General features: G+C 45.3%; 19 protein-coding genes. 15 read left to right on the top strand and 4 right to left on the bottom strand.

Annotated elements, in window-relative coordinates; genetic code table 11:
- Window positions 1–12 precede the first annotated feature (12 nt).
- From HT574_RS07125 to HT574_RS07070, 12 genes are all read left to right on the top strand, one after another.
- The gene (locus HT574_RS07125; protein WP_175244034.1) at window positions 13–2517 is read left to right on the top strand and encodes a beta-mannosidase; all 2505 of its coding nucleotides are present in this window, start codon (window positions 13–15) and stop codon (window positions 2515–2517) included.
- A 471-nt stretch (window positions 2518–2988) separates the two neighbouring features.
- Complete coding sequence (locus HT574_RS07120) at window positions 2989–3975, top strand: MTP-1 family protein (RefSeq protein ID WP_175244033.1); 987 nt, start codon at window positions 2989–2991, stop codon at window positions 3973–3975.
- A gap of 335 nt (window positions 3976–4310) precedes the next feature.
- Window positions 4311–4835: an AAA family ATPase gene (locus HT574_RS07115; protein WP_175244032.1), complete on the top strand. Its 525-nt coding sequence runs from the start codon at window positions 4311–4313 to the stop codon at window positions 4833–4835.
- 498 nt (window positions 4836–5333) lie between these two features.
- Window positions 5334–6656, top strand: a complete 1323-nt coding sequence (locus HT574_RS07110) for a radical SAM/SPASM domain-containing protein (protein ID WP_175244031.1) — start codon at window positions 5334–5336, stop codon at window positions 6654–6656.
- Window positions 6657–7140: 484 nt separating this feature from the next.
- A complete protein-coding gene (locus tag HT574_RS07105; RefSeq protein WP_175244030.1) occupies window positions 7141–8583 on the top strand; it encodes an N-acetylmuramoyl-L-alanine amidase family protein in 1443 nt (480 codons plus the stop codon).
- A 609-nt stretch (window positions 8584–9192) separates the two neighbouring features.
- Window positions 9193–10536: a branched-chain amino acid transport system II carrier protein gene (gene brnQ, locus HT574_RS07100; RefSeq protein WP_175244029.1), complete on the top strand. Its 1344-nt coding sequence runs from the start codon at window positions 9193–9195 to the stop codon at window positions 10534–10536.
- 284 nt (window positions 10537–10820) lie between these two features.
- On the top strand, window positions 10821–12158 hold the full coding sequence (locus HT574_RS07095; RefSeq protein ID WP_175244028.1) for a UDP-glucose dehydrogenase family protein: 1338 nt from the start codon (window positions 10821–10823) through the stop codon (window positions 12156–12158).
- Window positions 12159–12348: 190 nt separating this feature from the next.
- Window positions 12349–13650: a winged helix-turn-helix domain-containing protein gene (locus HT574_RS07090; protein ID WP_175244027.1), complete on the top strand. Its 1302-nt coding sequence runs from the start codon at window positions 12349–12351 to the stop codon at window positions 13648–13650.
- A 208-nt stretch (window positions 13651–13858) separates the two neighbouring features.
- Window positions 13859–15088, top strand: a complete 1230-nt coding sequence (locus HT574_RS07085; protein WP_175244026.1) for a Zn-dependent hydrolase — start codon at window positions 13859–13861, stop codon at window positions 15086–15088.
- Between the two features lie 23 nt (window positions 15089–15111).
- The gene (locus tag HT574_RS07080) at window positions 15112–16296 is read left to right on the top strand and encodes a M20 family metallopeptidase (protein WP_175244025.1); all 1185 of its coding nucleotides are present in this window, start codon (window positions 15112–15114) and stop codon (window positions 16294–16296) included.
- A gap of 41 nt (window positions 16297–16337) precedes the next feature.
- Complete coding sequence (locus HT574_RS07075) at window positions 16338–16538, top strand: DUF3311 domain-containing protein (RefSeq protein WP_042408311.1); 201 nt, start codon at window positions 16338–16340, stop codon at window positions 16536–16538.
- Window positions 16535–18007, top strand: coding sequence for a sodium:solute symporter family protein (locus HT574_RS07070; RefSeq protein WP_175244024.1), 1473 nt, complete (start codon window positions 16535–16537; stop codon window positions 18005–18007). Before HT574_RS07075 ends, HT574_RS07070 begins: the two co-directional genes overlap by 4 nt.
- A gap of 120 nt (window positions 18008–18127) precedes the next feature.
- On the opposite strand, the gene HT574_RS07065 is transcribed toward HT574_RS07070, so the two are convergent.
- The 4 genes from HT574_RS07065 to HT574_RS07050 form a co-directional block, all read right to left on the bottom strand.
- Window positions 18128–19135 carry a C40 family peptidase gene (locus HT574_RS07065; RefSeq protein ID WP_175244023.1) on the bottom strand — a complete coding sequence of 336 codons (1008 nt, stop codon included), beginning with the start codon at window positions 19133–19135 and terminating at the stop codon, window positions 18128–18130.
- Between the two features lie 21 nt (window positions 19136–19156).
- Complete coding sequence (locus HT574_RS07060; protein WP_175244022.1) at window positions 19157–20233, bottom strand: dipeptide epimerase; 1077 nt, start codon at window positions 20231–20233, stop codon at window positions 19157–19159.
- An 18-nt stretch (window positions 20234–20251) separates the two neighbouring features.
- The gene (locus HT574_RS07055; protein ID WP_061579790.1) at window positions 20252–21415 is read right to left on the bottom strand and encodes a DUF819 family protein; all 1164 of its coding nucleotides are present in this window, start codon (window positions 21413–21415) and stop codon (window positions 20252–20254) included.
- A gap of 80 nt (window positions 21416–21495) precedes the next feature.
- Complete coding sequence (locus HT574_RS07050; protein ID WP_017437839.1) at window positions 21496–21843, bottom strand: DUF3870 domain-containing protein; 348 nt, start codon at window positions 21841–21843, stop codon at window positions 21496–21498.
- A gap of 323 nt (window positions 21844–22166) precedes the next feature.
- On the opposite strand from HT574_RS07050, the gene HT574_RS07045 reads away from it, so the two are divergent.
- The 3 genes from HT574_RS07045 to rbsD are packed head-to-tail and all read left to right on the top strand — an operon-like array spanning window position 22167 to window position 24444.
- Window positions 22167–23150 (top strand): LacI family DNA-binding transcriptional regulator, encoded by a 984-nt coding sequence (locus tag HT574_RS07045; protein WP_081162252.1) that lies wholly within the window; start codon window positions 22167–22169, stop codon window positions 23148–23150.
- A 2-nt stretch (window positions 23151–23152) separates the two neighbouring features.
- The gene (rbsK, locus tag HT574_RS07040; protein ID WP_175244021.1) at window positions 23153–24049 is read left to right on the top strand and encodes a ribokinase; all 897 of its coding nucleotides are present in this window, start codon (window positions 23153–23155) and stop codon (window positions 24047–24049) included.
- Window positions 24046–24444 carry a D-ribose pyranase gene (gene rbsD / locus HT574_RS07035; RefSeq protein WP_175244020.1) on the top strand — a complete coding sequence of 133 codons (399 nt, stop codon included), beginning with the start codon at window positions 24046–24048 and terminating at the stop codon, window positions 24442–24444. The genes rbsK and rbsD overlap by 4 nt, the downstream gene beginning before the upstream one ends.
- The last annotated feature ends 1 nt before the right edge of the window (window position 24445 follow it).

Genomic DNA, 24445 nt, shown 5'->3' with positions numbered 1-24445 from the left:
GGGGAGTGAACTGTGTTAATTAACAAAAATTGGAAAATACAATATTTTGACGTAGGACAAGTAAGGGATTTGACGATTGCGGATCCGAACTATATTGATCACTTTTGGATGTCCGCAAAGGTGCCGGGAGACGTACATTCGATTTTGCGGGAAAAAAATTTGATTGATGATCCCTTTTTTGGCCATAATGATTTGAAATCGAAATGGGTGGAAGAAAAGGTTTGGTGGTATCGTACGGAATTTACCTTTGAAAAAAACTTAGATCAAGATGAACGGCTGGAGTTGATTTTTGAAGGGCTGGATACTTTTGCGACTGTTTATTTAAATGGAGTGGAATTAGGGTCTACGGAAAATATGTTCATTTCTCATACTTTTGATGTGACTAGAGAAATCGTGGACGGAAGAAATGTCTTGGCTGTGAAATTTAATCCTGTCTCCTATCAGTTAAAGGATAAGGAGAAGAATTATTGGGCTGGATTTGGCAAAGACCGCATATGGGCGCGCAAGGCTCAATATCATTTTGGCTGGGACTGGGGTCCGCAAATTTTAACGGTAGGAATTTGGAAAGAGGTACGTTTGGAAAAAAGAAAAATTGCCAAAATCGAAAGTGTTTACGCAAGAACGCTTGATATCCAAGATTCTCGGGCTCTTGTTCAAATAGATATTTACACAAAAAGCTTTGTTAAGGGAAAACCGTTGCACGCGGAAATTACGCTAAAAGATCCAGAACAACAATTTTTCCAAACCGTAAATATGGAACAAGATCGGGCGACGCTGAAATTAAACATCGACCATCCAAACCTTTGGTGGACGCATGATTTAGGAGAGCCAAATCTTTATCAATTATCTGTCGTTTTAAAATGGGAAGATGAAGTTCTTGATACGTATCAAACCGAAATTGGGATTCGCACGATGGAAGTCATGCAAAGAGATCGCGAAGGGAATCCGCGGTTTACCTTTGTGTTAAATGGAGTAGAGATTTTTGCCAAAGGAGCAAACTGGATTCCTGTTGATAGCTTTTTAGGATCTGCCCCGGAATCGCGCTATCGCCATCTTATTCAACTGGCAAAAGAAGCGAATATGAATATGCTGCGTGTATGGGGCGGAGGGATTTATGAAAAAGACATTTTTTATCAGGAATGCAATCGTCAAGGGATTTTAGTTTGGCAGGACTTTATGTTTGCCTGTGCATTATACCCGGATTACAACCGCAATTATATGGAAAATGTCCGGGAAGAAGTGGTTTCGGTGATTAAGCGGCTGCGGAATCATCCTTCCATCGCTTTATGGTGCGGAAATAACGAAAACGATTGGTTATATGAAGTGGAGCGTGCTGCCGGGAACATTCATACTCCTTTTTACGGGGAAAAAATCTATCATGAGTTAATTCCTGAACTATTGGAAGAATTGGATCCTTCAAGGGTTTACTGGCCAAGCTCGCCATATGGCGGAAATGACCACAACTCGGAAGAGGAAGGCGATCGTCATAATTGGCAAGTTTGGCATGGAAATGTCGAACCCCGGAAATTTGGCCAGAATTTAGGGCAAAACATCAGTGTGGAGGGGGTTTCGTTTCGAAATTATAAGAAGGATCGCACCCGGTTTTGCAGCGAGTTTGGCATGCATGCTTCTGCCAATCGCTATACGCTGGAAAAAAATCTGCCTGAGGGAACTTTTTATTGGGGCAGCGATGAGCTGGCATATCGCAATAAAGATTATCATCATATAAAAGGGATTTTATTAATGGAAGGGTATACCGGCGTTCCAAAAAATGTGGAGGAATACATGAATTATTCGATGCTCACGCAAGCCGAAGGTTTAAAGTATGGAATGGAACATTATCGCCGTAATAAACCGCAAACAAGCGGAGCTTTAATCTGGCAATTGAACGATTGCTGGCCTGGAACAAGTTGGTCCATGATTGACTATTACCTTTTGCCAAAAGCTTCATATTATTATAGTAAAAAATTTAATGCTCCACTTTTATTTATGCTTGAACATGACCCTGGTGATGATTTGCATCTATGGATTGTGAATGACCGATTAGAAGATGTGGAAGATATACTGGTGTTTGAAGTGTTTCGTTTTAATGGCGAGTTAGTGTATTCCAAAGAATTTTTGATCCATGTGAAAGCGAATACTTCGACTCGCATTGCTTCCTTAACAGAAGCGGAGGTTTTGCAAGGCCAACCTGCGGAACAAGTGGTTGTCCGCTTAAAATCGCTGAAGAAAAAAGCAGAAGAAAATTATTATTACTTGAGAAATCATAAGGATCTTCAGCTCCCTAAAGCGAAGCTGCAAGTCAAAGTGATCCCGGAAAAACAAGAAGTAGAAATTTGTACGGATTGTTTTGCCCGTTTTGTAAAACTGGAACTTCCGGCTGAAAAAATTATTTTTTCTGACAATTTCTTTGACTTGCTTCCTTCGGAGCGAAAGATCATTAAGATAAGACATTTAGATGGCAAAACCATTTCTTTAGACGATTTAAGCGTATCAGCCATCAACGGCAGTGCTTGATCGAATGATTTTTTATCCAAGATTAGGGAATCGGTCTTGCCTGCCCCTTCCTTTTTCAACTAATATTTGTAATGTTGCATTTAATTTCTGTAATGTTCGCATAGTAATCTGGAGAAATAGAGGATGATATGATTCTTAAACTGCAAAAATACGAATAAATGGCGATAACTCGCGAATAAGGCAAAAAATGATGATTGACTAAATAAGTTAGGAATGTAGAATTAATGTTATAATTCTTGCTTGTAATTTTGGAGATGGTGTAAAGCGAAGGAGTTCGTTTGATGAAAGCATGTTTCCACATTTGTTTCATCAAAGCCATCTAGAAATCATTTTATTTGGGAAAGCCTGAATGGGGGGGAGATGACTCGCCATTCATTCTGAACGGTTATAGTTAGGCAAACGAGAGCGTGTAATATAATCACATGCATCATGTGTAAAACATCAATGGCAGGGAGTTGGGGGTTAGCTTTTATGAGGTTGAAGAAAACGGATGCCAAGACATGTGCCATGTTATTAAAAGAATTCGAAAATGCTCCGCAGCCTTTCAATCCGGAAAAATTGATTTTCAAAGGTATAGGGGACCGCGATGTTTATAATATTTCAGCGCCGTTTGAAGATGAAGGGGAACTTGTCATTGCCGGCCGGGTAGAACCTCGGGACAGCGAACATTCGGAAGTATACTTTTTCGTGAATCGCAATGGGGAATGGATACCAAGGGAAGGCGCACCGGTATTTCAGTTACAAGATCCTTTTTTCACCAAAATTGGTGGTGAATTAATCTTTGGAGGGGTTCAAACCTTTTCTAATCCAACAATGGAAAGTTCCCTCGGATGGAGAACTGTCTTTTATAGAGGAAAGCGTATTGCGGATTTAAAAGAGTTTGCTAAAGGTCCAGACGGTATGAAAGATGTAAGGCTTATCGAGCTGAAAGACGGATCGATTGGCGTGCTTACACGACCACAAGGTGAAAAAGGCGGACGCGGTAAAATTGGATTTATCCGAATTCCATCGCTCGATGATTTTACTTGTGAGGTGATGGAGAACGCTCCGCTCTTAGAAGGCCAGTTTATCGACGAAGAGTGGGGAGGAGCAAACGAACCACACTTGCTTTCCAATGGCCTGATTGGCGTGCTGGGGCATATCGCTTGTTTTGATGAAGAGGGACACCGCCATTATTACCCGATGGTGTTTGTTTTGAATCCGGATACGATGGAGTTTTCCGATATTGAGCTTATCGCAACAAGATCTCATTTTTTAGAAGGTGTTTCGAAGCGTCCGGATCTTGCGGATGTCGTCTTTAGCGGCGGCTTAGTTCGCAAAGGGGATGGAACGGCTGATTTATATGCGGGTGTCGGCGACGCCGAAGCACAAAAAATTACCATTATGGATCCGTTTGTCAAATACGAAAGAAATGAGATATATCAGGAAGAAAATAGATTTATAGCAGCGGAAGTATAAGTTAGAAAATATAAGTTTTTCGCCAAAACCGAAGTAATTCGGTTTTGGCGTTTTATGTATTTCAAGCAAAAATAACTGTTTTTCAAGAATTTGGGGCGGAACGGCATCGCGCGGCTGGTACGGATAGAACATTCCATCGAAGCGGACAGGGGAGTTGCTGGGCAATTTCGGAGCATCCGAACGAGTGAAGCGTGGCGCGTTCCGGCCAATGGAAAGGCACAACGTGTAGTGATGAAAGGGATATGGAGATTGGCTCCGTTAAAGAATGATGTTGATTTTTCTGACGGAGCAGCTCCATATTTAGAATATATAATAAAAAAAGAGAGGCGACCACTTTGGGTACAAGCATAGAGAAAACCATTTACATTATATCTGGACCATGTGGTGTCGGCAAATCTACAGTTGCAAAGGAACTTTCTCGAAATTTGAAATATGCTGCGCTTATTTCCGGAGATGACATCATGTTTATGATTGAAAAAGGATATGCACCGCCTTGGGAAGAATGGCTATCCATAACGTGGAAAAACATTCTTTCTTTAACGAGAAATTTTGTTCAGCATGATTTAAATGTTGTTATCGATTATGTTGTTGAAAGTGAATTGGAATGGTTTTGCCAGCATATTTCAGATTTAAATATACCCATTAAGTATATCGTATTAATAGCAAGCGAAGATAAGTTAATCGAGCGCTTAAATAAACGAGGCGATGACCATTTAATCGACCGTTCCTTATTCTTGTTGAAAAAACTGGGAAGCTCTGCTGGAAATAAAAAATATATTTATGACACAACCCATAAACAGCCATCGGAAATTGTTCATGATTTAATGCATCTTTCTGATTTTTATGTGACTGAACTGTGACAGTGGATGGAATAGTATCGATGTGCGCATTTTTTAAAAGGAGATTGGTCAAGACGGTTCGCTCTTTTCGTTTCTATTGCTTGGGGAAGTCCCAAGCCTAGAAATGACGAAAATATTTCAAGTCAAGGAATTCCATTTATCGAACGCATCATCTATGCATCAATCACCAAAAAATCCGCTTCCATCCGGGGACGCACTTTCCCCGGATTTCTTTACTCCAGGAACGCCCCTTTAAGTGGGAGTTTTTTGCCCCTTAGACATCCTACGATCTGATCTTCCGTCCAAAGCGCCTCTGTTTCTTTTCCTTGCTGTTGGTTCCTTGTCAAAATTTTTTCGAAAAATATTAACCTAATATTTAAGAATAAGATGGGTTTTTCGCTGTTTGCTTTTTTACAATAATTTAGTGGCGTAGCGGGCGGTATTGGTATTGTGACCGATGTAACAGCAAGAAACGGCAAGTTTTTATATGATAAGTGACAAAAAGGGTGTTAGAGAAACATGAAGTGGATTCCATCTCGCTTTAACGCGATTTCGCAAGCCAAAAACGGTGAGCTTATTCTTTACAACAGTTATACAGGGGCGGTCGGCGTTGTTGCGGAGGAAGAGAAAAAAACGGTGCTGCAAGCGTTAAAGCCAAGCGGCATCGACCGTGACTTATTGCCTGTTGAAAAAACGCTTGTCGAATGCGGGTTTCTCGTCGCAGAGAGTGTAAATGAAAAACAGCGCGCCCAGTTTTTGCATCAAACTTTACACCGGACGGATGTAATGCATCTGATTGTTCTTCCGACAGAAGCGTGTAATTTCCGCTGTACATACTGCTATCAAGATTTTTCGCGCGGAAATATGAGCCGCGATGTCATCAATGGGTTAAAACGTTTTTTGGAAAAGAAAATTCCGCGGCTCGAGCATCTTACGGTCAGCTGGTTTGGCGGCGAACCGTTGCTGGCGCTGGACATTATCGAAGAGTTAAGCGAAGCGATCGTCGAATGGACGGAGCGGCACGGCGTCACGTATCAAGCGGAAATGTCCACGAACGGCTATTATTTATCCAAAGAAACATTGCAGCGTTTATTGAAATATAAAGTGAATCGCTTTATGGTGACGCTGGATGGAAGCAAAGACGTGCATGATTCACGCCGGGCCCTTGCGAGTCGGGGGCCGACGTATGAGACGATCGTCAATCATCTGCTCGATATACAGACGTTAGATGATTCGTTTGAAATTTATATTCGTATTAATTTTGATGAAGACAATCTTTCCCATGTTCCGACGTTTTTAGAAGAGTTGGCCCGTTATTTTGCCGGAGACTCGCGCTTTCAAATTTTCTGCCGTCCTGTTGGAAAATGGGGCGGAGCGAACGATGAAGCGCTGCCGATCTGCGACCATCGTACCGCAGAAACGAAAATATGGGAGTTTACGGAATTAGGGATCAACAAAGGGCTGCAGATGAGCTCGATCATTGAGTCGATGCTCATGCCTTCCGGGGCGGTTTGTTATGCGGCCAAGCCGCATTCGTTTGTCATTGGGTCCAACGGTCAAGTGTATAAATGTACGTGTTTCCTTGACGAGGAATATAACCATGTCGGACGGCTTCATGCCGATGGAACGATGGACGTCGATTTTGATAAATTGGCCTTATGGGTTATGTCGGGAGAAGAACAAGACGAAACGTGCCAAGCCTGTTTTTTCCGCCCGGCGTGCCAAGGGAATCATTGTCCGTTGTACCGCATACGTAAAGGAAAGCGCCCTTGCCCGTATGAAAAACGAAAAATTAAACAAGTGCTGCGTTTGATTCATGCACAGCAATCGGCAATCCAGTGACATCGGCACGATGATGCCGCGCCGCTAGGCGATTTGAATGCTTAATGGGATGGCAAAACATTAGCGGCAAAGGAGGTGGTGAAACGATATGCGCATTTTACGCCCAGCGGTATCGCCAGTTGCGGCGTCCAATTCGGGAAGACTTTCTAAATCCGTTCCGGGCAACTTAAAATGACAAATGCCTGGTTTTCCCCCAAAGCTTGTCGGAAGAGCGTTGCCGCGAAGGCGGTACGCTCTTTTTTTATTTTTTATTTGGTAAATTCTCTAATAGGTTGTTTTTGGTGGAAAGTAAGCAATTCTTTGGACATTTTTTAATATGTTTTTTCTGTTCCTGCTATTTAATTCATTGCTGCCTATCTTTCTAATAGGAAACCGCTTTATTCTTCAAAAAATAACCCAACTTCCTATTTTTAAACGGACAGGAAAATATTTCGTGATATCGAAATATATAGTAGACGGAAATGAAGAGGAGGAGTAAGAAAGGTTGAGTCGTTTACATATAAGATTAGTAGTTTCCTTCCTTTTGGTGTCTATCATTTTTTCCTTTTTTCCACCTGTTTTTCAAGGGAAAGCAAAGGTAGACAAGGTGATCGTGCAAGGGGATCATTTGAACGTCCGGATAGGGCCGGGGACGTCGTACCGTGCCTTCGCAAAGCTTGATCAAGGCGAAACATATCACGTCCTTGATAAGAAAGGGAGCTGGGTCAAATTACGGTTGAATCATGGCGAAACTGGTTGGGTGGCGAAGCAATATGTTATTGGTGTGCGGAAGAAGGCAGTGGTGACGGCTGATCGTCTTCGCGTTCGTTCCATCCCAAGCAGCCATGGAAATATCATTGGCTATCTTGAGCAAGGCCAAACCGTTCACATAGCAGAAACGGAGGACGGATGGGCAAAAATTGTAGCACCTTCGTTCGTCGGCTGGGTTTCCTTGGCTTATCTCGCTTCGGATGGTCAGCAGGAAACAGAGATGAGACGAATAGGATGGGTAACGGCTGATTCCTTGAACGTAAGGGCAAGACCGTCATTGCAGGCAGAACGTGTGGAAAAAGTGACATACGGACAACAAGTGCAAATTATGTTGAAACGAGGAGAATGGTATCAAATTATCACAGAGGATGGAAAGATCGGCTGGGTGTCTAGCGATTATATATCCATTGTTTCTCCTGCGACTTCGCAATGGTTGACGGTATTGTATGACGATGTGAATATTCGTTCGGCTCCTTCGTTGGATGGGAACGTGAAAGCAACAGCACGGTATGGAGAGCGTTACCGGGTGCTAGGGAAGATCGGCAATTGGTATGGAATTGAAATTCCGGGACAAGGAATCGGTTATATTGCCGGCTGGCTCGTTTCCGTTAGTGCTGATGGCAAGTCGGAGTCCAAAACATTAAAAGGAAAGACGGTGGTAATCGATGCCGGACATGGCGGCAAAGATAGCGGTGCGAGAAGTGTGAACGGAACGATGGAGAAAACCTTAACTTTACGAACGGCAAAGCTGTTAAAGGAAAAGCTGAAACGATACGGGGCAAACGTCGTGCTGACGCGTTCCACTGATCGATACCTTTCCTTGCCCGAGCGTGTGCAAACGGCGTATCGCTATCAAGCCGATGCGTTTATTAGCATTCATTATGATAGTTCGAAGGATCAAAATGCCAAAGGAATGACCGTGTATTACTATGATATGTTTTCCGACTATTTGCTTGCATTGTCGCTTGAACATCCGTTTTCCCGCATCATGTCGATTCCGCTTCGCGGGGTGAGTTTCGGAGATTATCATGTTATTCGTGAAAACAAGCTTCCGTCTGTACTAGTGGAACTTGGATATTTAAGCAATCCGACAGAAGCGGACATCATTGCGACAGACCGTTACCAGCAGGAAGTGACCAATGCGATTGCCAACGGCCTACGCAATTATTTTGGATAATGTCATGAGTGAAAAGGCAGGGAGTTGAATCCCCTTCCTTTTTTTCTATCTTTTTTGTTATAAAAGTGCAAAGAGGAATGAATAGAAGAATACTTCGATTGGAAAATGGGTTTCTGCCGTTCAAGCCGAAAACGGATGAAGATCATTGTTGGAGTTTTCATATCGAATTCCATGTGATTGATTGGTTACCGTTTATGGTAACAGGGATGCGGGGAGATTGGGATGAAAGATATTTATCTATAAATGCCACAACAATGGTAATAAAATGAATATACTATCGCTATTGGTGTGAAGACTCCATCTCCCTGCCATATATGGATGATGACTCTCGCGCTTCTCATCGATTGGGGTGCGGCATAGAAGGGGATATTCCATTTTTTCTCCCCGCTTTCCGCCAGCTTCATAAAAAAATGTCCACGCAACGGATCGCTGCCCCTCGGCAATGCGCTCATACTAGGCTTTTTTCTATTGTCTTGATTGACGAAATGGAAGAAAAAATGTAATATTAAAAAAGTCGTAATTATACAAAAATAGTAAGTCTTGGTGCAAACCGGGATAAATGATTTCATTTTCAGAATATTTTAAATATCATATGTGGAGGCATCTTAGATGAAGAAAAAAGACATTTTCTTTACGGGGTTGATGCTTTTTGCTTTGTTTTTCGGGGCAGGGAACTTAATTTTTCCGCCATATCTTGGCATGGAAGCGGGGAAAGCGGTTTGGCCGGCGATTTTCGGGTTTGTCGTTACAGGGGTGAGTTTGCCGATTTTGTCTGTTGCCGCGATTGCGCTAGCGAAAGATGGGATTCAATCGATTGGCAATTATGTTCATCCTCTGTTTAGTTTATGCTTTTCGTTTACCATCTATTTAGCGATCGGCCCGTTTTTCGGTATCCCGCGGGGAGCGAGCGTCACTTATGAAATGGGAATCAAACCGTTTTTCAACGGGAATGGCAGCGCGTTTTCGCTTCTATTATTTACCATTATCTTTTTCGCGGCCGTTTATTGGTTAAGCTTAAATCCGTCAAAGCTGGTCGATCGCATTGGGGAAATATTGACACCTGCTTTGCTTCTTTCTATTGCCGTTCTTTGCGTTGCAGGGGTCATCCAGCTAAAAAATCCGCTGCAAGCACCGACGGAAAAATACGCTTCCGTCCCGTTTTTTAAAGGGTTTATGGAAGGATATTTAACAATGGATGCGATCGCAGCGCTTGCGTTTGGGATTGTCGTTGTGAACGCGTTAAAAGATAGAGGCGTACATCAGCAGTCAACAATGGTAAAAGGCACTATTCAAGCAGGATTGATTGCGGGAATGGGCTTGGCGTTAGTTTATATAGCGACTGCGTTGGTTGGGGCAAAAATGTCTGTAAACGGTCCATTTGCCAATGGTGGAGATCTATTGTCGAGTGCGGCTGCACTTTTATTTGGCAGCGGCGGAAAGCTATTGCTTGGCGTCATTGTCGCTTTAGCGTGCTTAACGACCTGCATTGGGCTAACCGCGGCATGCGCGCAATATTTTCATGAAGTGACGCCAAACATATCGTATAAAACCTATGTGACGATCATTACGATTTTTAGCTTAGCCGTTTCTAACTTAGGGTTGAATCAACTGATTTCGATTTCCGCTCCGGTGTTAACGATGATTTATCCTTTAGCTATTGTGCTTGTGATTATGTCGTTTTTCCATCGCTTCTATCAAGGTTCGGCGAAAACGTATGGGATGGCCTTGCTGTTTACCGCCGTGTTCAGCATCTACGACGGCTTGAACGCGTTTGGCATAAAGGCCGAGTGGCTGAAGGCGTTATTATCTTGGTCCCCATTTTTCTCGGTTGGATTAGGATGGGTGGTCCCTGCCATCATAGGGGCAATCATTGGCTTTGTGATGGACAACGTTGCCTTGAAGCAGCATAGGACAGCGCAAAAAAGAAGCACGGCGTCTGCCGTTAAGAGATAAAAGAGAAGGAGAGCTTGCCACGGTCAGAAGTGAACGGCTCTCCTTTTTTTCTTTTTTAGAATCGAAACCGTTCCCATCATACCCACGTAATCGTTGTAAATGAAAGGGAAGTTCATTATAGTTTATAATAACATATATGTACGAGAAATAACGTAAATGATCCGATGGTTTGACAGAAATGATGCTTGGTTAGGGAAATGTGTCATTGGATTGCCGCATACTATATTTTTCCTGACATTAGGCACGTTTGGAAGCAGAGTAAACAATCAAAGGTGTGATGAAATATGGATATTGCTGTAGCGGGTGCAGGATATGTAGGACTCGTCACGGCCGCGTGTTTGGCGGAAAAGGGGCACAGGGTGGCATGCGCGGATGTCGATATTGAAAAAGTGATGCTGCTTCAGCGCGGAATGTCTCCGATCTATGAGCCTGGTTTGGAGGAGTTAGTAAGAAAAAATCGTGAGCGGTTGTGGTTTACGACCGATTATGCGGCGGCGTATCGGCGGGCAGATGTCATTATCATCGCTGTTGGCACCCCGGAAGAGCGGGATGGATCAGTGAATTTGCGCTATGTGTGGGAAGCGGCAAAGCAAATTGCACGGACGGTGGAAAAAGACTGTGTGGTGGCGGTAAAATCTACCGTTCCCGTCGGTACAGGCGATGAATTGGCGCGCTGGATCGCTGAACATCGCAAACACCCCGTGCATATCGAGGTTGTCGCTAATCCTGAGTTTTTATCGCAAGGAACGGCGGTCAACGATACGCTATACGCGTCGAGGATCGTGTTAGGAGTGGAATCGTCCCATGCCGAGAAGGTAATGAGAGAAGTGTACGACCCGTTTGCGCTTCCGTATGTGGTGACGGACCGAAAAAGCGCGGAAATGATTAAATACGCTTCCAACGTCTTTTTGGCATTAAAAATCTCGTATATCAATGACATTGCCAATTTATGCGAAATCGTTGGCGCTGATATTGGGGCAGTCGCTGAAGGAATGGGGATGGATCCGCGCATCGGCCCCCGTTTTTTGCGCGCGGGGATCGGCTACGGTGGATCTTGTTTTCCGAAAGATACGAAAGCGCTGTGTCACCTTGCAAGTCGCTGCGGCTATGAACTGAAAACGGTACGAGCCGCGATCGACGTGAATGAAAAGCAAAAGCTCAAATTAATAGAAAAGGCGAGAACGTATATTGGCGATTTTCACGGACGGGAAGCAGCGGTGCTCGGGTTGACGTTTAAGCCGGGGACGGATGATATAAGGGAAGCTCCTGCCCTTGCCAATATTGCGGTGCTGCTCGAAGAAGGCGCCAACGTGAAGGTATGGGATCCGGTTGGGATGGATAACGTAAAGCGTATCTTTGCCGAGAATTTGACGTATTGCGCGACGATTGAAGAAGCGATTGCGAACGCCGATTTATGCTTCATTTTCACGGAATGGCCAGAGATTCGGCAATTTGACCTATGCCAGTATGCTGCTTTAATGAAAACGCCGCTTGTGTTCGATGGACGGAATTGCTATGACCTTGAAAGTGCCCGCAAGGCGGGAATCCTCTACGAATCGATTGGGCGGAAGCAGGTGGGCGCAGCGGAAAGTGCTGTTTTGGTGGAAACGGATGAGCGGTAAAGGGAAAAAGCCATTGCTGGCCTGCCTTATTTTCGCTTTTTGCCCCTAGAGAGGTGATGATTTTGATAGAATAAAGAGAGTAAGAAAAAGGCAATTATGAGGAAAAACAATGTGGTTTGCGGGAAAGGGGACGTCCTGTTCGTGTGATTGCTATCACGGGCAAACATGCTGCAAACAAGGGGAGGAACCAATGATTCGCATCCGGCTAGGAATATTGGCGGCAGACGATTCGTTAAACATTATTCAAACGATTGCGCAGGAATATAAGGAACTTGACTGTGTGCCGATTGTCTATTGGGATGAAAGCGAAATTATGGATCTTATTCGCCCGTTGCTTCCTAAAGTCGATATGTGGCTGTTTTCCGGACAGGTTCCGTATTCGATTGTCAAGGAATCAGGCGAGGTCGATGTACCGTTGTTTTACGTCCCGCATACAGGTGCAAGCTTATACAGGACGCTCTTGCAGGCTTATTACGAGCGGCAAATTCCGGTTCATCAGTTGAGCTTTGATACGTACCATCCATCGGAGATCGAACGGCTGCTTGAAGAGGTCGGGATTCGGGAGCCCGTCGAGTACGTGAAGCACTATCAAGGCGGGATCTCCGCTGAAGAGTTGGCGGAGTATCATTATACATTATGGAAGCGAGGAAAAATAAAGGCGGCGGTAACCTGCTTGCGGACGGCTCATCTAGAATTAGAAAAGCTTGGCGTTCCGGTGTATCGGGTGCTGCCGGCGCGCGCCACCGTCGAGTCGGTTGTGCAAATGATCATTCGTACGGGTGAAATGCTTGACATTCAAAATGCGCAAATCGCCGTGCAAATGATGGAAGTGGATTCTTTGTCCGCGCTCACCACGGAAGCGTTTTCGACGGATGAAATTTACAAGATGGAAATGAAAGTGACGGAAAAATTGCTTCAATATGCGAAAAAAATCCAAGGGTCGCTAAAATGCGCGGGGCCTGGGCGGTATGTCATTTTTACGACAAGAGGCGCGTTAAAAGAAATGACAGACCAATACAAAACCGTTCCGGCCGCGGATGAAATGGAACACATCCATGATGAGATCGCAACGTGCGGCATCGGCATCGGAAGGACGGCATATGAGGCTGAGATTCACGCCGGAAAAGCGTTTCTGCACGCGAAAAAATATGGAAGGGGCGCTTGGATGGTCGTCTTTGATGATGGGACGATCGCCGGTCCGTTAGGGCGCGCCGAACGGATACATTATTCGCTAGACAGCGAGGAGCTGCAGCAGCTTAGCCAACAAACGAATTTGAGCGTCGCCACGCTAAGCAAGCTGCGCGCTATTTTACGGAAACTGGGGAAAAACGAGATTCAGGCGCATGAGCTGGCTAGGTATATGCAAATTTTGCCGCGCAGCGCGAGACGGATTTTAAAGGAACTCGAGGACGCCGGCATCGCTGAGGTGATTGGCGAAACGAATCCGTATCCGCGCGGACGGCCGCGGAAAGTATATCGTATTTTTTTATGATGTAGGTGAGGCTGGTTCCATATCGTTTTTTGAACGATGTTGGGCCAGTTTTTTTATTGGATGGAGAAGATAAACATCATGGTTCATAATATGTTTTAATAAATTTTTATAAATAAAATAATTTAAAATTTTTAATAATTATATTATAATTAAGGACATAACCGAAATTCACCCGTAAATCGCAATCATGGTGAAGGGAGGGAATGCTGTGATTCAGGAAGAACGGCTTTGGCAGCGGCTCATGGAATTAGGGGAGATTGGCCGGCAGCCGACGGGCGGGATTACGCGTTTGTCGTTTACGAAAGAGGAGCGCGCGGCAAAAGAAAAGGTTGCGGCCTATATGAAAGAGGCGGGGCTTTTTGTCTATGAAGATGCAGCCGGAAACTTAATTGGGCGGAAAGAAGGAACAGACAAAGAAGCGCCGGTCGTGCTGGTCGGTTCTCATCTGGATTCGGTGTACAATGGCGGCATGTTTGATGGCCCGCTTGGCGTGCTTGCCGCTGTGGAAGTAGTACAGACGATGAATGAAAACGGGGTGAAAACCAAACATCCGATTGAGGTTGTCGCATTTACCGATGAAGAGGGGGCGCGCTTTCGCTTCGGGATGATCGGCAGCCGCGCTATGGCGGGGGCGTTGTCAGCAGACGAGCTAAACTATCAGGATGCAAACGGCGTGTCGGTTGCCGAAGCGATGCAAGAAGCGGGGCTAAATCCGCATCACATCGGAAAAGCAGCGCGAAAACCGGGATCGGTCAAAGCCTATGTGGAACTACATATTGAACAAGGACGGGTGCTTGAAGAAGCGAATCTTCCGGTTGGCATTGTCACCGGCATTGCCGGACTCGTGTGGGTCAAATTTACGGTGGAAGGAAAAGCGGAACATGCAGGGGCGACGCCGATGCTACTGCGCCGCGATCCGCTTGTGGCGGCAGCCCAAATCATTGAAGTAATCGAGCAAGAGGCGAAAGAAACGGGAACGACCGTCGGCACCGTCGGACAGCTGCACGTCTTTCCGGGCGGCATTAACATCATTCCGGAGCGGGTTGAATTTGTTCTTGATTTGCGGGATTTGGACGCGGCAGTGCGCGATAACGTATTACAGTCGATTAACGAACAAGCGCAAAAGATTGGCAAAGAGCGAAACGTGAAGGTCACTACCGAGCTATTGCAAGAGATGCCTCCTGTATTATGTTCCGAACTTGTACAAAACGCAGCGAAAGAGGCATGTCAAAAACTTGGTTTGGATGTTTTCTCCCTTCCTAGCGGCGCTTCCCATGACGGAGTGCAGCTAGTGGGGCTTTGTCCGATCGGGATGATTTTTGTCCGCTCGCAAGATGGGGTCAGCCATAGTCCGGATGAATGGAGCACGAAGGAGGACTGCGCGGCCGGAGCGAATGTTTTGTATCATACGGTGCTGCGTTTGGCGACGGGAGAATAAGCGAGAAAAAGGGGGAAGAACGCATGACCAATGAAGAAATCAAACGGCTTGTCGATGAAGTGAAAGAGGAAGTGATTGCCTGGCGCCGCCACTTGCATGCGAATCCAGAGCTGTCGTTTCACGAAGAAAAAACGGCGCAGTTTGTTTATGACACGCTGCAATCGTTTGGGAATCTAGAACTCTCGCGGCCGACCAAAACGAGCGTGATGGCGCGGCTGATCGGGCATCAGCCGGGGAGAGTGGTGGCGATTCGCGCCGATATGGACGCGCTTCCGATTCAAGAGGAAAACACGTTTGAATTTGCTTCAAAAAATCCAGGCGTGATGCATGCGTGCGGGCATGACGGACATACGGCCATGCTTTTAGGGACGGCGAAAATTCTTTCTAAACTGCGCGATCAAATCCAAGGAGAAGTCCGCTTTCTTTTCCAGCATGCCGAAGAATTGCATCCAGGCGGCGCGGAAGAAATGGTGCAGGCCGGCGTGATGGATGGGGTGGATGTCGTGATCGGCACCCATCTTTGGTCGCCGCTTGAACGCGGCAAAATTGGCATTGTGTACGGGCCGATGATGGCGGCTCCGGACCGTTTTTTCATCCGCATCCATGGCAAAGGCGGGCACGCGGCGATGCCGCACCAAACGATTGACGCGATTGCGATCGGCGCCCAAGTGGTCACCAACTTGCAGTATATCGTTTCGCGCAATGTCGATCCGCTCGAGCCGCTTGTTGTTTCGGTGACGCAATTTGTTGCGGGCACGACACATAACGTCATTCCGGGAAGCGTCGAAATTCAAGGGACGGTGCGCAGCTTTGATGAAAAACTACGGAAAAACGTGCCGAAATTAATGGAGCGGATTATTAAAGGCATTACCGAAGCGCACGGCGCGACATATGAATTTGAATTTGAATACGGTTACCGCCCGGTCATTAACAACGACGAGGTGACCCGCGTGATGGAGGAAACGGTGCGCGAGGTGCTTGGTGAAGAAGCGGTTGACCATATGAAACCAAACATGGGCGGCGAAGACTTTTCCGCTTTCTTGCAAAAAGCGCCGGGAAGCTTCTTCTATGTCGGCGCGGGAAACAAAGAAAAAGGCATCATCTATCCGCATCACCATCCACGCTTTACGATCGACGAAGATGCGCTGGAAATTGGCGTGCGCCTGTTTGTCCATGCGGCGTTTAAATTATTGGCGGAAGCCCCGTAAGAGCTTCCGCTTCCTAATATTCCATGGGGGAGGAAATAACGATGAAAGGAATTCGCTGGCTGATGGTGCTGCCGTTTCTTGGCATACTTGGCGGTATTCCGTTTGCCAATAAAGTGACTCCATATGTGCTTGGCATGCCGTTTATTCTCTTTTGGATTGTCGCTTGGGTGATTCTCACTTCCGTCATCATGGCGGTTGTCTACCGCTTTGACCCGGAAGTGCGGGAGGAGGAGCGTACATGAATGGGGCGCTAATCATTATTTTTGCCTTTCTGCTTCTCTCTTTATATTTAGGAGTGCAGGCGCGAAAAGGAAAAGATATGAACTTGGAACAGTGGACGGTCGGCGGCCGCGGATTTGGCACCATCTTTGTTTTTCTTCTCATGGCCGGCGAAATTTATACGACGTTCACCTTTTTGGGCGGAAGCGGCTGGGCTTACGGCAAAGGCGGACCGACGTTTTACATTATCGCGTACGGCTGCTTGGCGTACGTGCTGTCATATTGGATGCTTCCGAAAGTATGGAAATATGCGAAAGAACATCAGCTTATGTCCCAGTCTGACTTTTTCGCCAGTAAGTACAACAGCCCGCTGTTGGGGGTGCTCGTTTCCCTGGTCGGGGTGGTTGCGCTTATTCCGTATTTGGTGCTGCAGTTAAAAGGGTTGGGCATTATCGTTTCAGAAGCTTCGTACGGCACGATTTCGTCGACAGCGGCGATTTGGATCGGCGTCCTTGCCGTTACGGTGTACGTGATGATTTCAGGAATTCACGGCTCGGCGTGGACAGCGGTAGTGAAAGATATCATGATTTTGGTTGTTGCGGTCTTTTTAGGTCTTTATCTTCCATTCCATTATTATGGTGGAATCGAGCCAATGTTTACGGCGATTGAAGAAGCAAAGCCGGGATTTCTCGCCTTGCCGGATAAAGGCATGAGCGTGTCTTGGTTTATTTCTACTGTTCTGTTGACGGCGCTTGGTTTTTATATGTGGCCGCACACGTTCGGTTCGATTTATTCGGCGAAAAGCGCCAATGTTTTTCGGAAAAATGCGATGATTTTGCCAATTTATCAGTTAGTGCTGCTATTTGTCTTTTTTGTCGGCTTTGCGGCGATTTTGCAAATTCCGCATTTGGAAGGCTCTGATGCCGACCTAGCGTTATTGCGCTTGTCCATTCAGACGTTTGACCCTTGGGTCGTCGGGCTGATCGGCGCGGCCGGGCTGTTGACGGCGATGGTTCCAGGTTCCATGATTTTAATGACGGCGTCGACGCTGCTCGCGAAAAATGTCTATAAGGTGTTTTCTCCTTCCGCCACCGACGAGCAGGTCGCGAAACTCGCGAAATATCTCGTTCCTGTCATTGCTCTCATTTCGTTATATTTTACGTTCCGCGGTGGAAATACGATCGTCGCTTTGCTTCTCATGGGGTACAGCCTTGTGACGCAGCTGTTCCCGTCGCTTGTGCTCAGCCTGATGAAAAACAACTTTGTAACGAAGCAGGGAGCGTTTGCCGGTATTATCGCTGGGGTTGTGACGGTAGCTTATATTACATTATCCGGCAGCAGCATCGGCACGTTGTTCCCTTCCTTGCCGCAGGCAGTGCAAGATCTGAATGTCGGAATTATCGCGTTGATTGTCAATATCGTTGTCACGGTGGTGGTGAGCTGGATTCCAACCCGCTCCGTCAGCGTTGACATGGAAAAAAGCACGATGTAGGGAGAAGAAAATGCTGTTGTTTGTACTGGACATGGTATTGGCGGTAGGAAGCCGATAGGGATAGTGAAAAAGAAAGGAGACATGAGTCGAAACATTCATGTCTCCTTTTCGGGTTTTTTCTTATTTGTGGATATATCTTCTTGCGCCGGCGAACTCTTCGCCATATCCAGGAGCTCGGTAATCATCAATGCGTACGGTTGTGCTGGTGTTTGGCGAGTGGATCATTTTTCCGTTGCCGATATACATGCCGACGTGGTGGATTTTCCCTTTTCCGTTATTATACGCAAAGAACAGGAGATCCCCCGGCTGCAGTTCGCTTTCCGGGACAGGTGTACCGAATTGGGCCTGTACGGACGAATCGCGGGGAATGGTAATGCCGTGCGCTTTATAAATCGTATGGGTAAACCCGGAGCAGTCAAACCCAAATCCGGATGTTCCTGCCCATAAATAAGGCAAGCCTAAAAACTGTTTTGCGGTATTTACTAAGTCTTCTCCAGTTGGTGCCGGAATGTCTGCTTCCGTCCGGAAAATTTGGACATCCTCTTTTTTCAGCCATTTGGCACCATCACTCGGCGTCATCACTTTGACTGCGTTTTTGGTTGATTGAATCACAGGAAGGCGAGTGTTAAAGCTGATTTCCATAAATTTATGGTTCCCTTTTGGATCTTTGTAAAGCCATGCAGTTGGCGAAATGACTTGAGCAAATGGTTTCGATTGGAATTTTGCAAATGCGTTTCCTTTGGTCAGTTGGCGAATTGGCACCCAGCCTGGATATCCAAGCGGATGGCGCGGCGTCGGTTGACCATGGACGACAACTTTCGCCCAATCTCCTTGTTTTTCTAGTATCGTGACTTTCATGCCGTATAACGCTTGTGTTTCGAGATTCCCCACTAACCATAGTTTTTCTTCGTACGTCATGCTTTTTGTCCACTTCCACATATCGACCGGGTTGGATAGCGATGGACTGTCAATGTCTCTTGCAATGTTCGGTTCTGTCCAAAGCGTTGCGACAGAAACGTCAATATAAGCCGTTTCCTCCTTGTTTGTTTTGGCACTTGCTGGTGAAAGAAAGACGAAAACCATGCAGAAGCAAAGGAAGGCGGTGAAGTACCTTTTCCATTTTTTCATTGCTAATCTCCTTTCTTATGATCAATGATTGGATATATAAGGAACATAACCAATACCCGGTAAATCAGGAACGTGAATCTTGCTTCCTTGAAAGAAAGAACGGCTGCTGTCATCGTCTATCCATAGAGGGGCATCCAAATCGACTTTGGTAATGTTCGGATGAGCCATGGCTAAATGGGTTGCTGCCAATACAGAAAGAGTTGGTTCCATCATGCTTCCGATCATGCATTCGATGCCAGCTGCTTCCGCCAAACTAGCAATTTTGTAAGCTTCCCGTAATCCTCCCGTTTTCATCAGCTTAATGTTGATCAAATCGACAGCGTGATGACGGATCAGTTCTAGCGCATCTCGCGCAGAAAATATACTTTCGTCCGCCATAATCGGTATGTTGACTCGTTCCCGGATAAACTGAAGACCTTTTATGTCGTATTTAGGAACAGGCTGTTCAATAAATTCGATCGGAAGTTGAAGTTGTTCCAGTGATTGAATGATTTTCACCGCTTCTTTCGTTGTCCAGCCTTGATTAGCGTCGATGCGAAGTGAAACGTTTGGACCTACTTCTTCATAAATTCGTTTGATTCGTTCGATATCTTTTTCGGCTTCTTTTCCTACTTTAATTTTTAAAATCGAAAAACCTTTTTCTGTGACTTTTTTTGCGTCATTGACCATTTCTTCAACACTATTTACGCTAATGGTCATATCGTTAACATGGTGGTTCGTTTTTCCTCCAAATAATTGATAGAGCGGAATGTTTAGCAGTTTGCAAAGCGCATCGCACATGGCCATTTCTAATGCCGCTTTTGCACTCGTATTTCCAACGCAACTGGTTTGAACATCTTTATCGTTTTTTGCTATTTCTTCGATTTCTTTACCGATGATTTTAGGGATGAGTACATTTTCTAAAATACCGATGATTCCTTGTTTCGTTTCTCCTGTGATAGCTTCGGTCGGGACGGCGGCCCCATACCCTTCCATTCCGTTATCCAGCTTGATTTTTACGACGATGCTTTCCATTTGCGTAGCCGTCCGCAATGCCGTTTTGAAAGGTTTTATTAATGGAGTTGATTGTGTGGCGATGGCTGCGTCTTTGATTTTCATGAATAGACATCCTTTCGGTTACAGTGATGATAAAATATGAGCGGTGAGCAATCCGTAATAGGTTCCAAGGAGATTGCCTAGTAAAGCTGTCAATATGCCGACAGGAATGAGTGACTGATGATATGCGCCCGCAAGAATGGGAGTGGAAGCTACTCCGCCGATATTTGCCAAGGAGGTTACCCCCATTGTAAATAAATCAAGTTTGCATACTTTGGCGATCATTAGCATTAATAATGCGTGAATCAAAAGAATAAGAAACCCCGAGATGATGTAAATGGGAGCTTGGAACAATTGAGAAAAGTCTGCTTGCGACGCAATTAATGCGATGACCACATAAAGCATGACTTTCGATACATCGTTGGAGCCGGGAATTTTCGCTATTTTTGTCATCGCCAATACTAAACCGATGACGGTTGCGAATACAATCGTCCATGTGGTTCCATTAAATACGGCTCCCACCTCAGGCAAAGCATTTCCGATTTCCGTACAAATCGTCGATAAAAGAATGCTGAATCCAAGCAAGACGATTAATTCGGTAAATCCCATTTTTCCTTGATGATTTTCGTTGGTTGCCGCTGCTTCATCGTTTGTAATAGGTATATCTACCATTTTTGCCTTTGTCCAGCGGTTGAATCTGTCGGCAAACGGTACAAGCCAAAACATAAACATGACCCAAATAGAATAGTTGACCGTATCCATCATTAAGGCGTAGCCGAAAATGTTTTCTGGGACATCTAAAATTTTTTGCAGAATAACCATGTTGGCCGACCCGCCTGTCCAGCTGGAGCTGAGCGCAGCAAAGGCCTTCCATGTATCTTTCGCGTAGAGTTCTTTGAATAGCAGATACGTAATGGTGAATCCAATAATGATCGTGAAAGATGCCGCAAAAAAAGTAAGAAGAATTCTTGGCCCCATTTTGATGATCTTTCGCAAGTCGCAATGCAGAAGCATAAGAATGAGCATGGCAGGAAGCAGTACGTTTCGAACGGTATTGTACGTATTGTCGATCGAATCCGTTTTCCCGAAAACGCCAAATGTTTGCATCAGCGCTCCCCCGACATAAATAAAAATAATGCCGGGGACGACTTTAAAAAGTTTGGATTTAGACTTTTGCTCTGCAAAAGCAATAAGTGCGACGTAAGCTAGTAAAATACTTAAGAAAACAACGCCGTCTTGAATCATTGTTTCTCCCCCTTATTTGGTTTATAGAAAATACAAAAACCCAGCAAATAGAGAGAAACAATCGCTCTATTCGCTGGGTTTCATCTGCGTGATGAGGGTACAGATGAAGCAGCTGACGAAACGATATTTTGATATTTTAAGCTGGCGTTTTTAAAAGCGACGATTAACGCCTTTTGTGAAGAACCGAAATAGCGGGTTTGAATTTCTTTTTTTACTGTGTCAATATCCAATATCGATCGGCCGACCAATAAACTTTTGACAAAGGATTTCGTCAGCTCAATCGTCGCTGAACAATCTGCATCAACAATGATACCGCTTTCTTTATTGACCACTAATCCGATGAAAAACGCGTTATATTGCTGGGTAATCGGATTGTTTGAAGGCGCTTTTGCGTCTCCGATGATATATACGGTATTATTCTCAAACATGCTAATCCTCCAACCAAATACAGCTATTACGAGGGGCATTTATGATAGACTCATAAATGTTGCTCGTAATATGTATTTGTTTTCAAATTTTATTATATTAAATAATTCAGAAAATGGTCAATAATTTTTATTCTTCTTTTGTCAAAAATTAGCTCGAGTGTAGAAAGGATAGAGATAGATTAAAACAGCGTCTGTAAAAATAATCTATAAGGAAGCTGAATAGCTACAAATAGCGAATGTAAAAAATTTTCATTGTGAGTTTTCGTAAATTTTTTGTATAATGTATGTAACCGGTTACAGATGAGAAATGGAGACGAATAATGATGGCAACGATTAGAGATGTGGCAAAGTTGGCAGGTGTGTCTGTGGCGACTGTTTCCCGCGTGCTAAATCAAAATGGTTATGTGAATGAAGAAACGGAAAAGCGCGTGAGACAGGCGATGAAAGAGTTGAATTATAAACCGAGTGAAGTGGCACGGGCACTGTTTAAAAAGACATCGAAAACCATCGGGTTAATCGTGCCGGATATAACCAACCCGTTTTTTCCAGAGCTTGTTCGCGCTGTGGAAGATGTCATGAATATTTATGACTATACCGTGATTTTATGCAATTCTGATGAGAAGACGGAAAAAGAAAAAGAGTATATGGAAGTGCTTAAACAAAAATATGTGGACGGCATTATCTTAACGACCAATCAATTAGAGTTGGAGGAAGTATCGGAATGGGACATTCCGATAGTCGTGCTAGACCGTCCGCTAAATCATGATTATCCGTCGGTCATTGCCGATAATTATGGCGGAGCCCGGTTAGCAACGAAACATTTGTATGACATCGGTTGCCGTAAAATTGCCCACATCCAAGGACCTCTTCACGTTGTGAACGCGATGGAGCGTTTTCACGGTTACCGTGATGAAATGATGGCACTTGGCCTTTGGGATGAGAGGCTTGTCATTCTTGGAAACTATCAGTTGAAGCAGGCGAAAGAAGCGGTAATCGAAGCATTGAATAAATACGATATCGATGGTATTTTTGCTGGAAATGATGCGATGGCAGTGGGAGCGTTGAAAGCGGTTCAACAGCTGGGGCTGCGCGTTCCAGACGACATTGCGATTATTGGATATGACGGTATTCCGCTGACGGAAATGACGACACCGGAACTATCGACGATTTCCCAACCGATTTATGAGATGGGGGCAATAGCTGCGAGAATTTTAATCAAACAAATAGAAGGGAAACCGCTTGAGAAGCTTCATTATGTGCTTCCGATTGAACTAGTGGTACGACAATCGACGCGTAAGGGGGAATGAAAGTGGCAAAACCAGTGATTACCGTAGTCGGCAGTATCAACATGGACCTTGTGACGATTGCTTCTCGCTTTCCGTCACAAGGGGAGACGATTTTAGGGGAGGAGTTTCATCTCGTTCCTGGCGGGAAAGGAGCAAACCAAGCGGTGGCGGCCGCTCGTTTAGGTGCTGATGTACATATGATTGGAGCGGTCGGAGTGGATGCGTTTGGAACGGAGTTGCTTCGTTCCTTGGAGAAGGAAGGTGTTCATATTGACAATGTGAAACCGGTTACAGATAAAGGGACCGGCATTGCTTCGATTACGATTTCGGAACAAGATAACCGAATTATCGTTGTTCCAGGAGCAAATCATGCGCTTCGCCCAGAAGACATCGACCGGCACGAAGAGATAATTGCCAAGAGCGACGTATGTGTACTGCAACTGGAAATTCCGCTTTCCGTTGTAGAAAGAGCCGTCTTTTTAGCGAAAAAACATCATGTGCGTGTCATTTTGAATCCTGCGCCAGCTCAGCCGTTGCCGCAGGAATTGATGGAGGCAGTCGATTTTCTTACACCAAACGAACATGAGCGGGAGATTATTTTCCAACAAGTCGAGGTGAGCTCGTTTGCTGATAAAGTGATTGTCACCGAAGGAGCACGCGGCGTAACGATTCGAAAGGATGGAAAATCAGTGCTTATCCCAGGGTTTCGCGTTCCGGTCGTTGATACGACAGGAGCAGGAGATACGTTTAACGGAGCATTGGCGGTAGCGCTAAGCAAAGGAATGAGTTTAGAAGATGCATGTCGTTTTGCCAACGCGGCGGCGGCGCTATCGGTGACAAAGCTAGGCGCGCAAGGTGGGATGCCGAAGGAAGAAGAAGTGGAGAAATTTTTGCAGGAAAAGGAAGGGTGTTCATCATGAAAAAACGGGGTATTCTCAATAAAGAGTTAAGTACACTATTAGCTTCTCTCGGTCATACTGATACGATTGTCATCGCGGACTGCGGCCTGCCGATTCCGAATGAGACGACCCGCATTGATTTATCACTGGTGAAAGGATTTCCACCGTTTTTATCCGTGCTGGATGCGATTTTAGAAGAGTTAGAGGTGGAAGCAGTCACATTGGCGGAAGAAATCAAAACAGACAACCCCGCAATATATGAAAAAATTCAGCAAAGATTGAGCGATGCACCGATGCAATTTGTTCCACACGAACAATTTAAAGAGATGACAAAATCAGCGAAAGCAGTCATTCGTACGGGGGAAGCGACGCCTTACGCCAATATTATTCTTCGCTCCGGTGTGAACTTTTCGTAGC

This window comes from Parageobacillus sp. VR-IP, assembly GCF_013357975.1.
GTDB lineage: Bacteria > Bacillota > Bacilli > Bacillales > Anoxybacillaceae > Saccharococcus > Saccharococcus caldoxylosilyticus.
The sequence above is the reverse complement of the archived record's forward strand: the minus strand, read 5'-3'. Positions and strand labels throughout refer to the sequence as shown.

Excerpts from the sequence above, each read along its gene's own strand:
- HT574_RS07120 (WP_175244033.1), top strand. The coding sequence starts at position 2,989 with ATGAGGTTGAAGAAAACGGATGCCAAGACATGTGCCATGTTATTAAAA.
- HT574_RS07110 (WP_175244031.1), top strand. The coding sequence starts at position 5,334 with ATGAAGTGGATTCCATCTCGCTTTAACGCGATTTCGCAAGCCAAAAAC.
- brnQ (WP_175244029.1), top strand. The coding sequence starts at position 9,193 with ATGAAGAAAAAAGACATTTTCTTTACGGGGTTGATGCTTTTTGCTTTG.
- HT574_RS07095 (WP_175244028.1), top strand. The coding sequence starts at position 10,821 with ATGGATATTGCTGTAGCGGGTGCAGGATATGTAGGACTCGTCACGGCC.
- HT574_RS07090 (WP_175244027.1), top strand. The coding sequence starts at position 12,349 with ATGATTCGCATCCGGCTAGGAATATTGGCGGCAGACGATTCGTTAAAC.
- HT574_RS07080 (WP_175244025.1), top strand. The coding sequence starts at position 15,112 with ATGACCAATGAAGAAATCAAACGGCTTGTCGATGAAGTGAAAGAGGAA.
- HT574_RS07075 (WP_042408311.1), top strand. The coding sequence starts at position 16,338 with ATGAAAGGAATTCGCTGGCTGATGGTGCTGCCGTTTCTTGGCATACTT.
- HT574_RS07070 (WP_175244024.1), top strand. The coding sequence starts at position 16,535 with ATGAATGGGGCGCTAATCATTATTTTTGCCTTTCTGCTTCTCTCTTTA.
- HT574_RS07065 (WP_175244023.1), bottom strand. The coding sequence starts at position 19,135 with ATGAAAAAATGGAAAAGGTACTTCACCGCCTTCCTTTGCTTCTGCATG.
- HT574_RS07060 (WP_175244022.1), bottom strand. The coding sequence starts at position 20,233 with ATGAAAATCAAAGACGCAGCCATCGCCACACAATCAACTCCATTAATA.
- HT574_RS07055 (WP_061579790.1), bottom strand. The coding sequence starts at position 21,415 with ATGATTCAAGACGGCGTTGTTTTCTTAAGTATTTTACTAGCTTACGTC.
- HT574_RS07050 (WP_017437839.1), bottom strand. The coding sequence starts at position 21,843 with ATGTTTGAGAATAATACCGTATATATCATCGGAGACGCAAAAGCGCCT.
- HT574_RS07045 (WP_081162252.1), top strand. The coding sequence starts at position 22,167 with ATGGCAACGATTAGAGATGTGGCAAAGTTGGCAGGTGTGTCTGTGGCG.
- rbsD (WP_175244020.1), top strand. The coding sequence starts at position 24,046 with ATGAAAAAACGGGGTATTCTCAATAAAGAGTTAAGTACACTATTAGCT.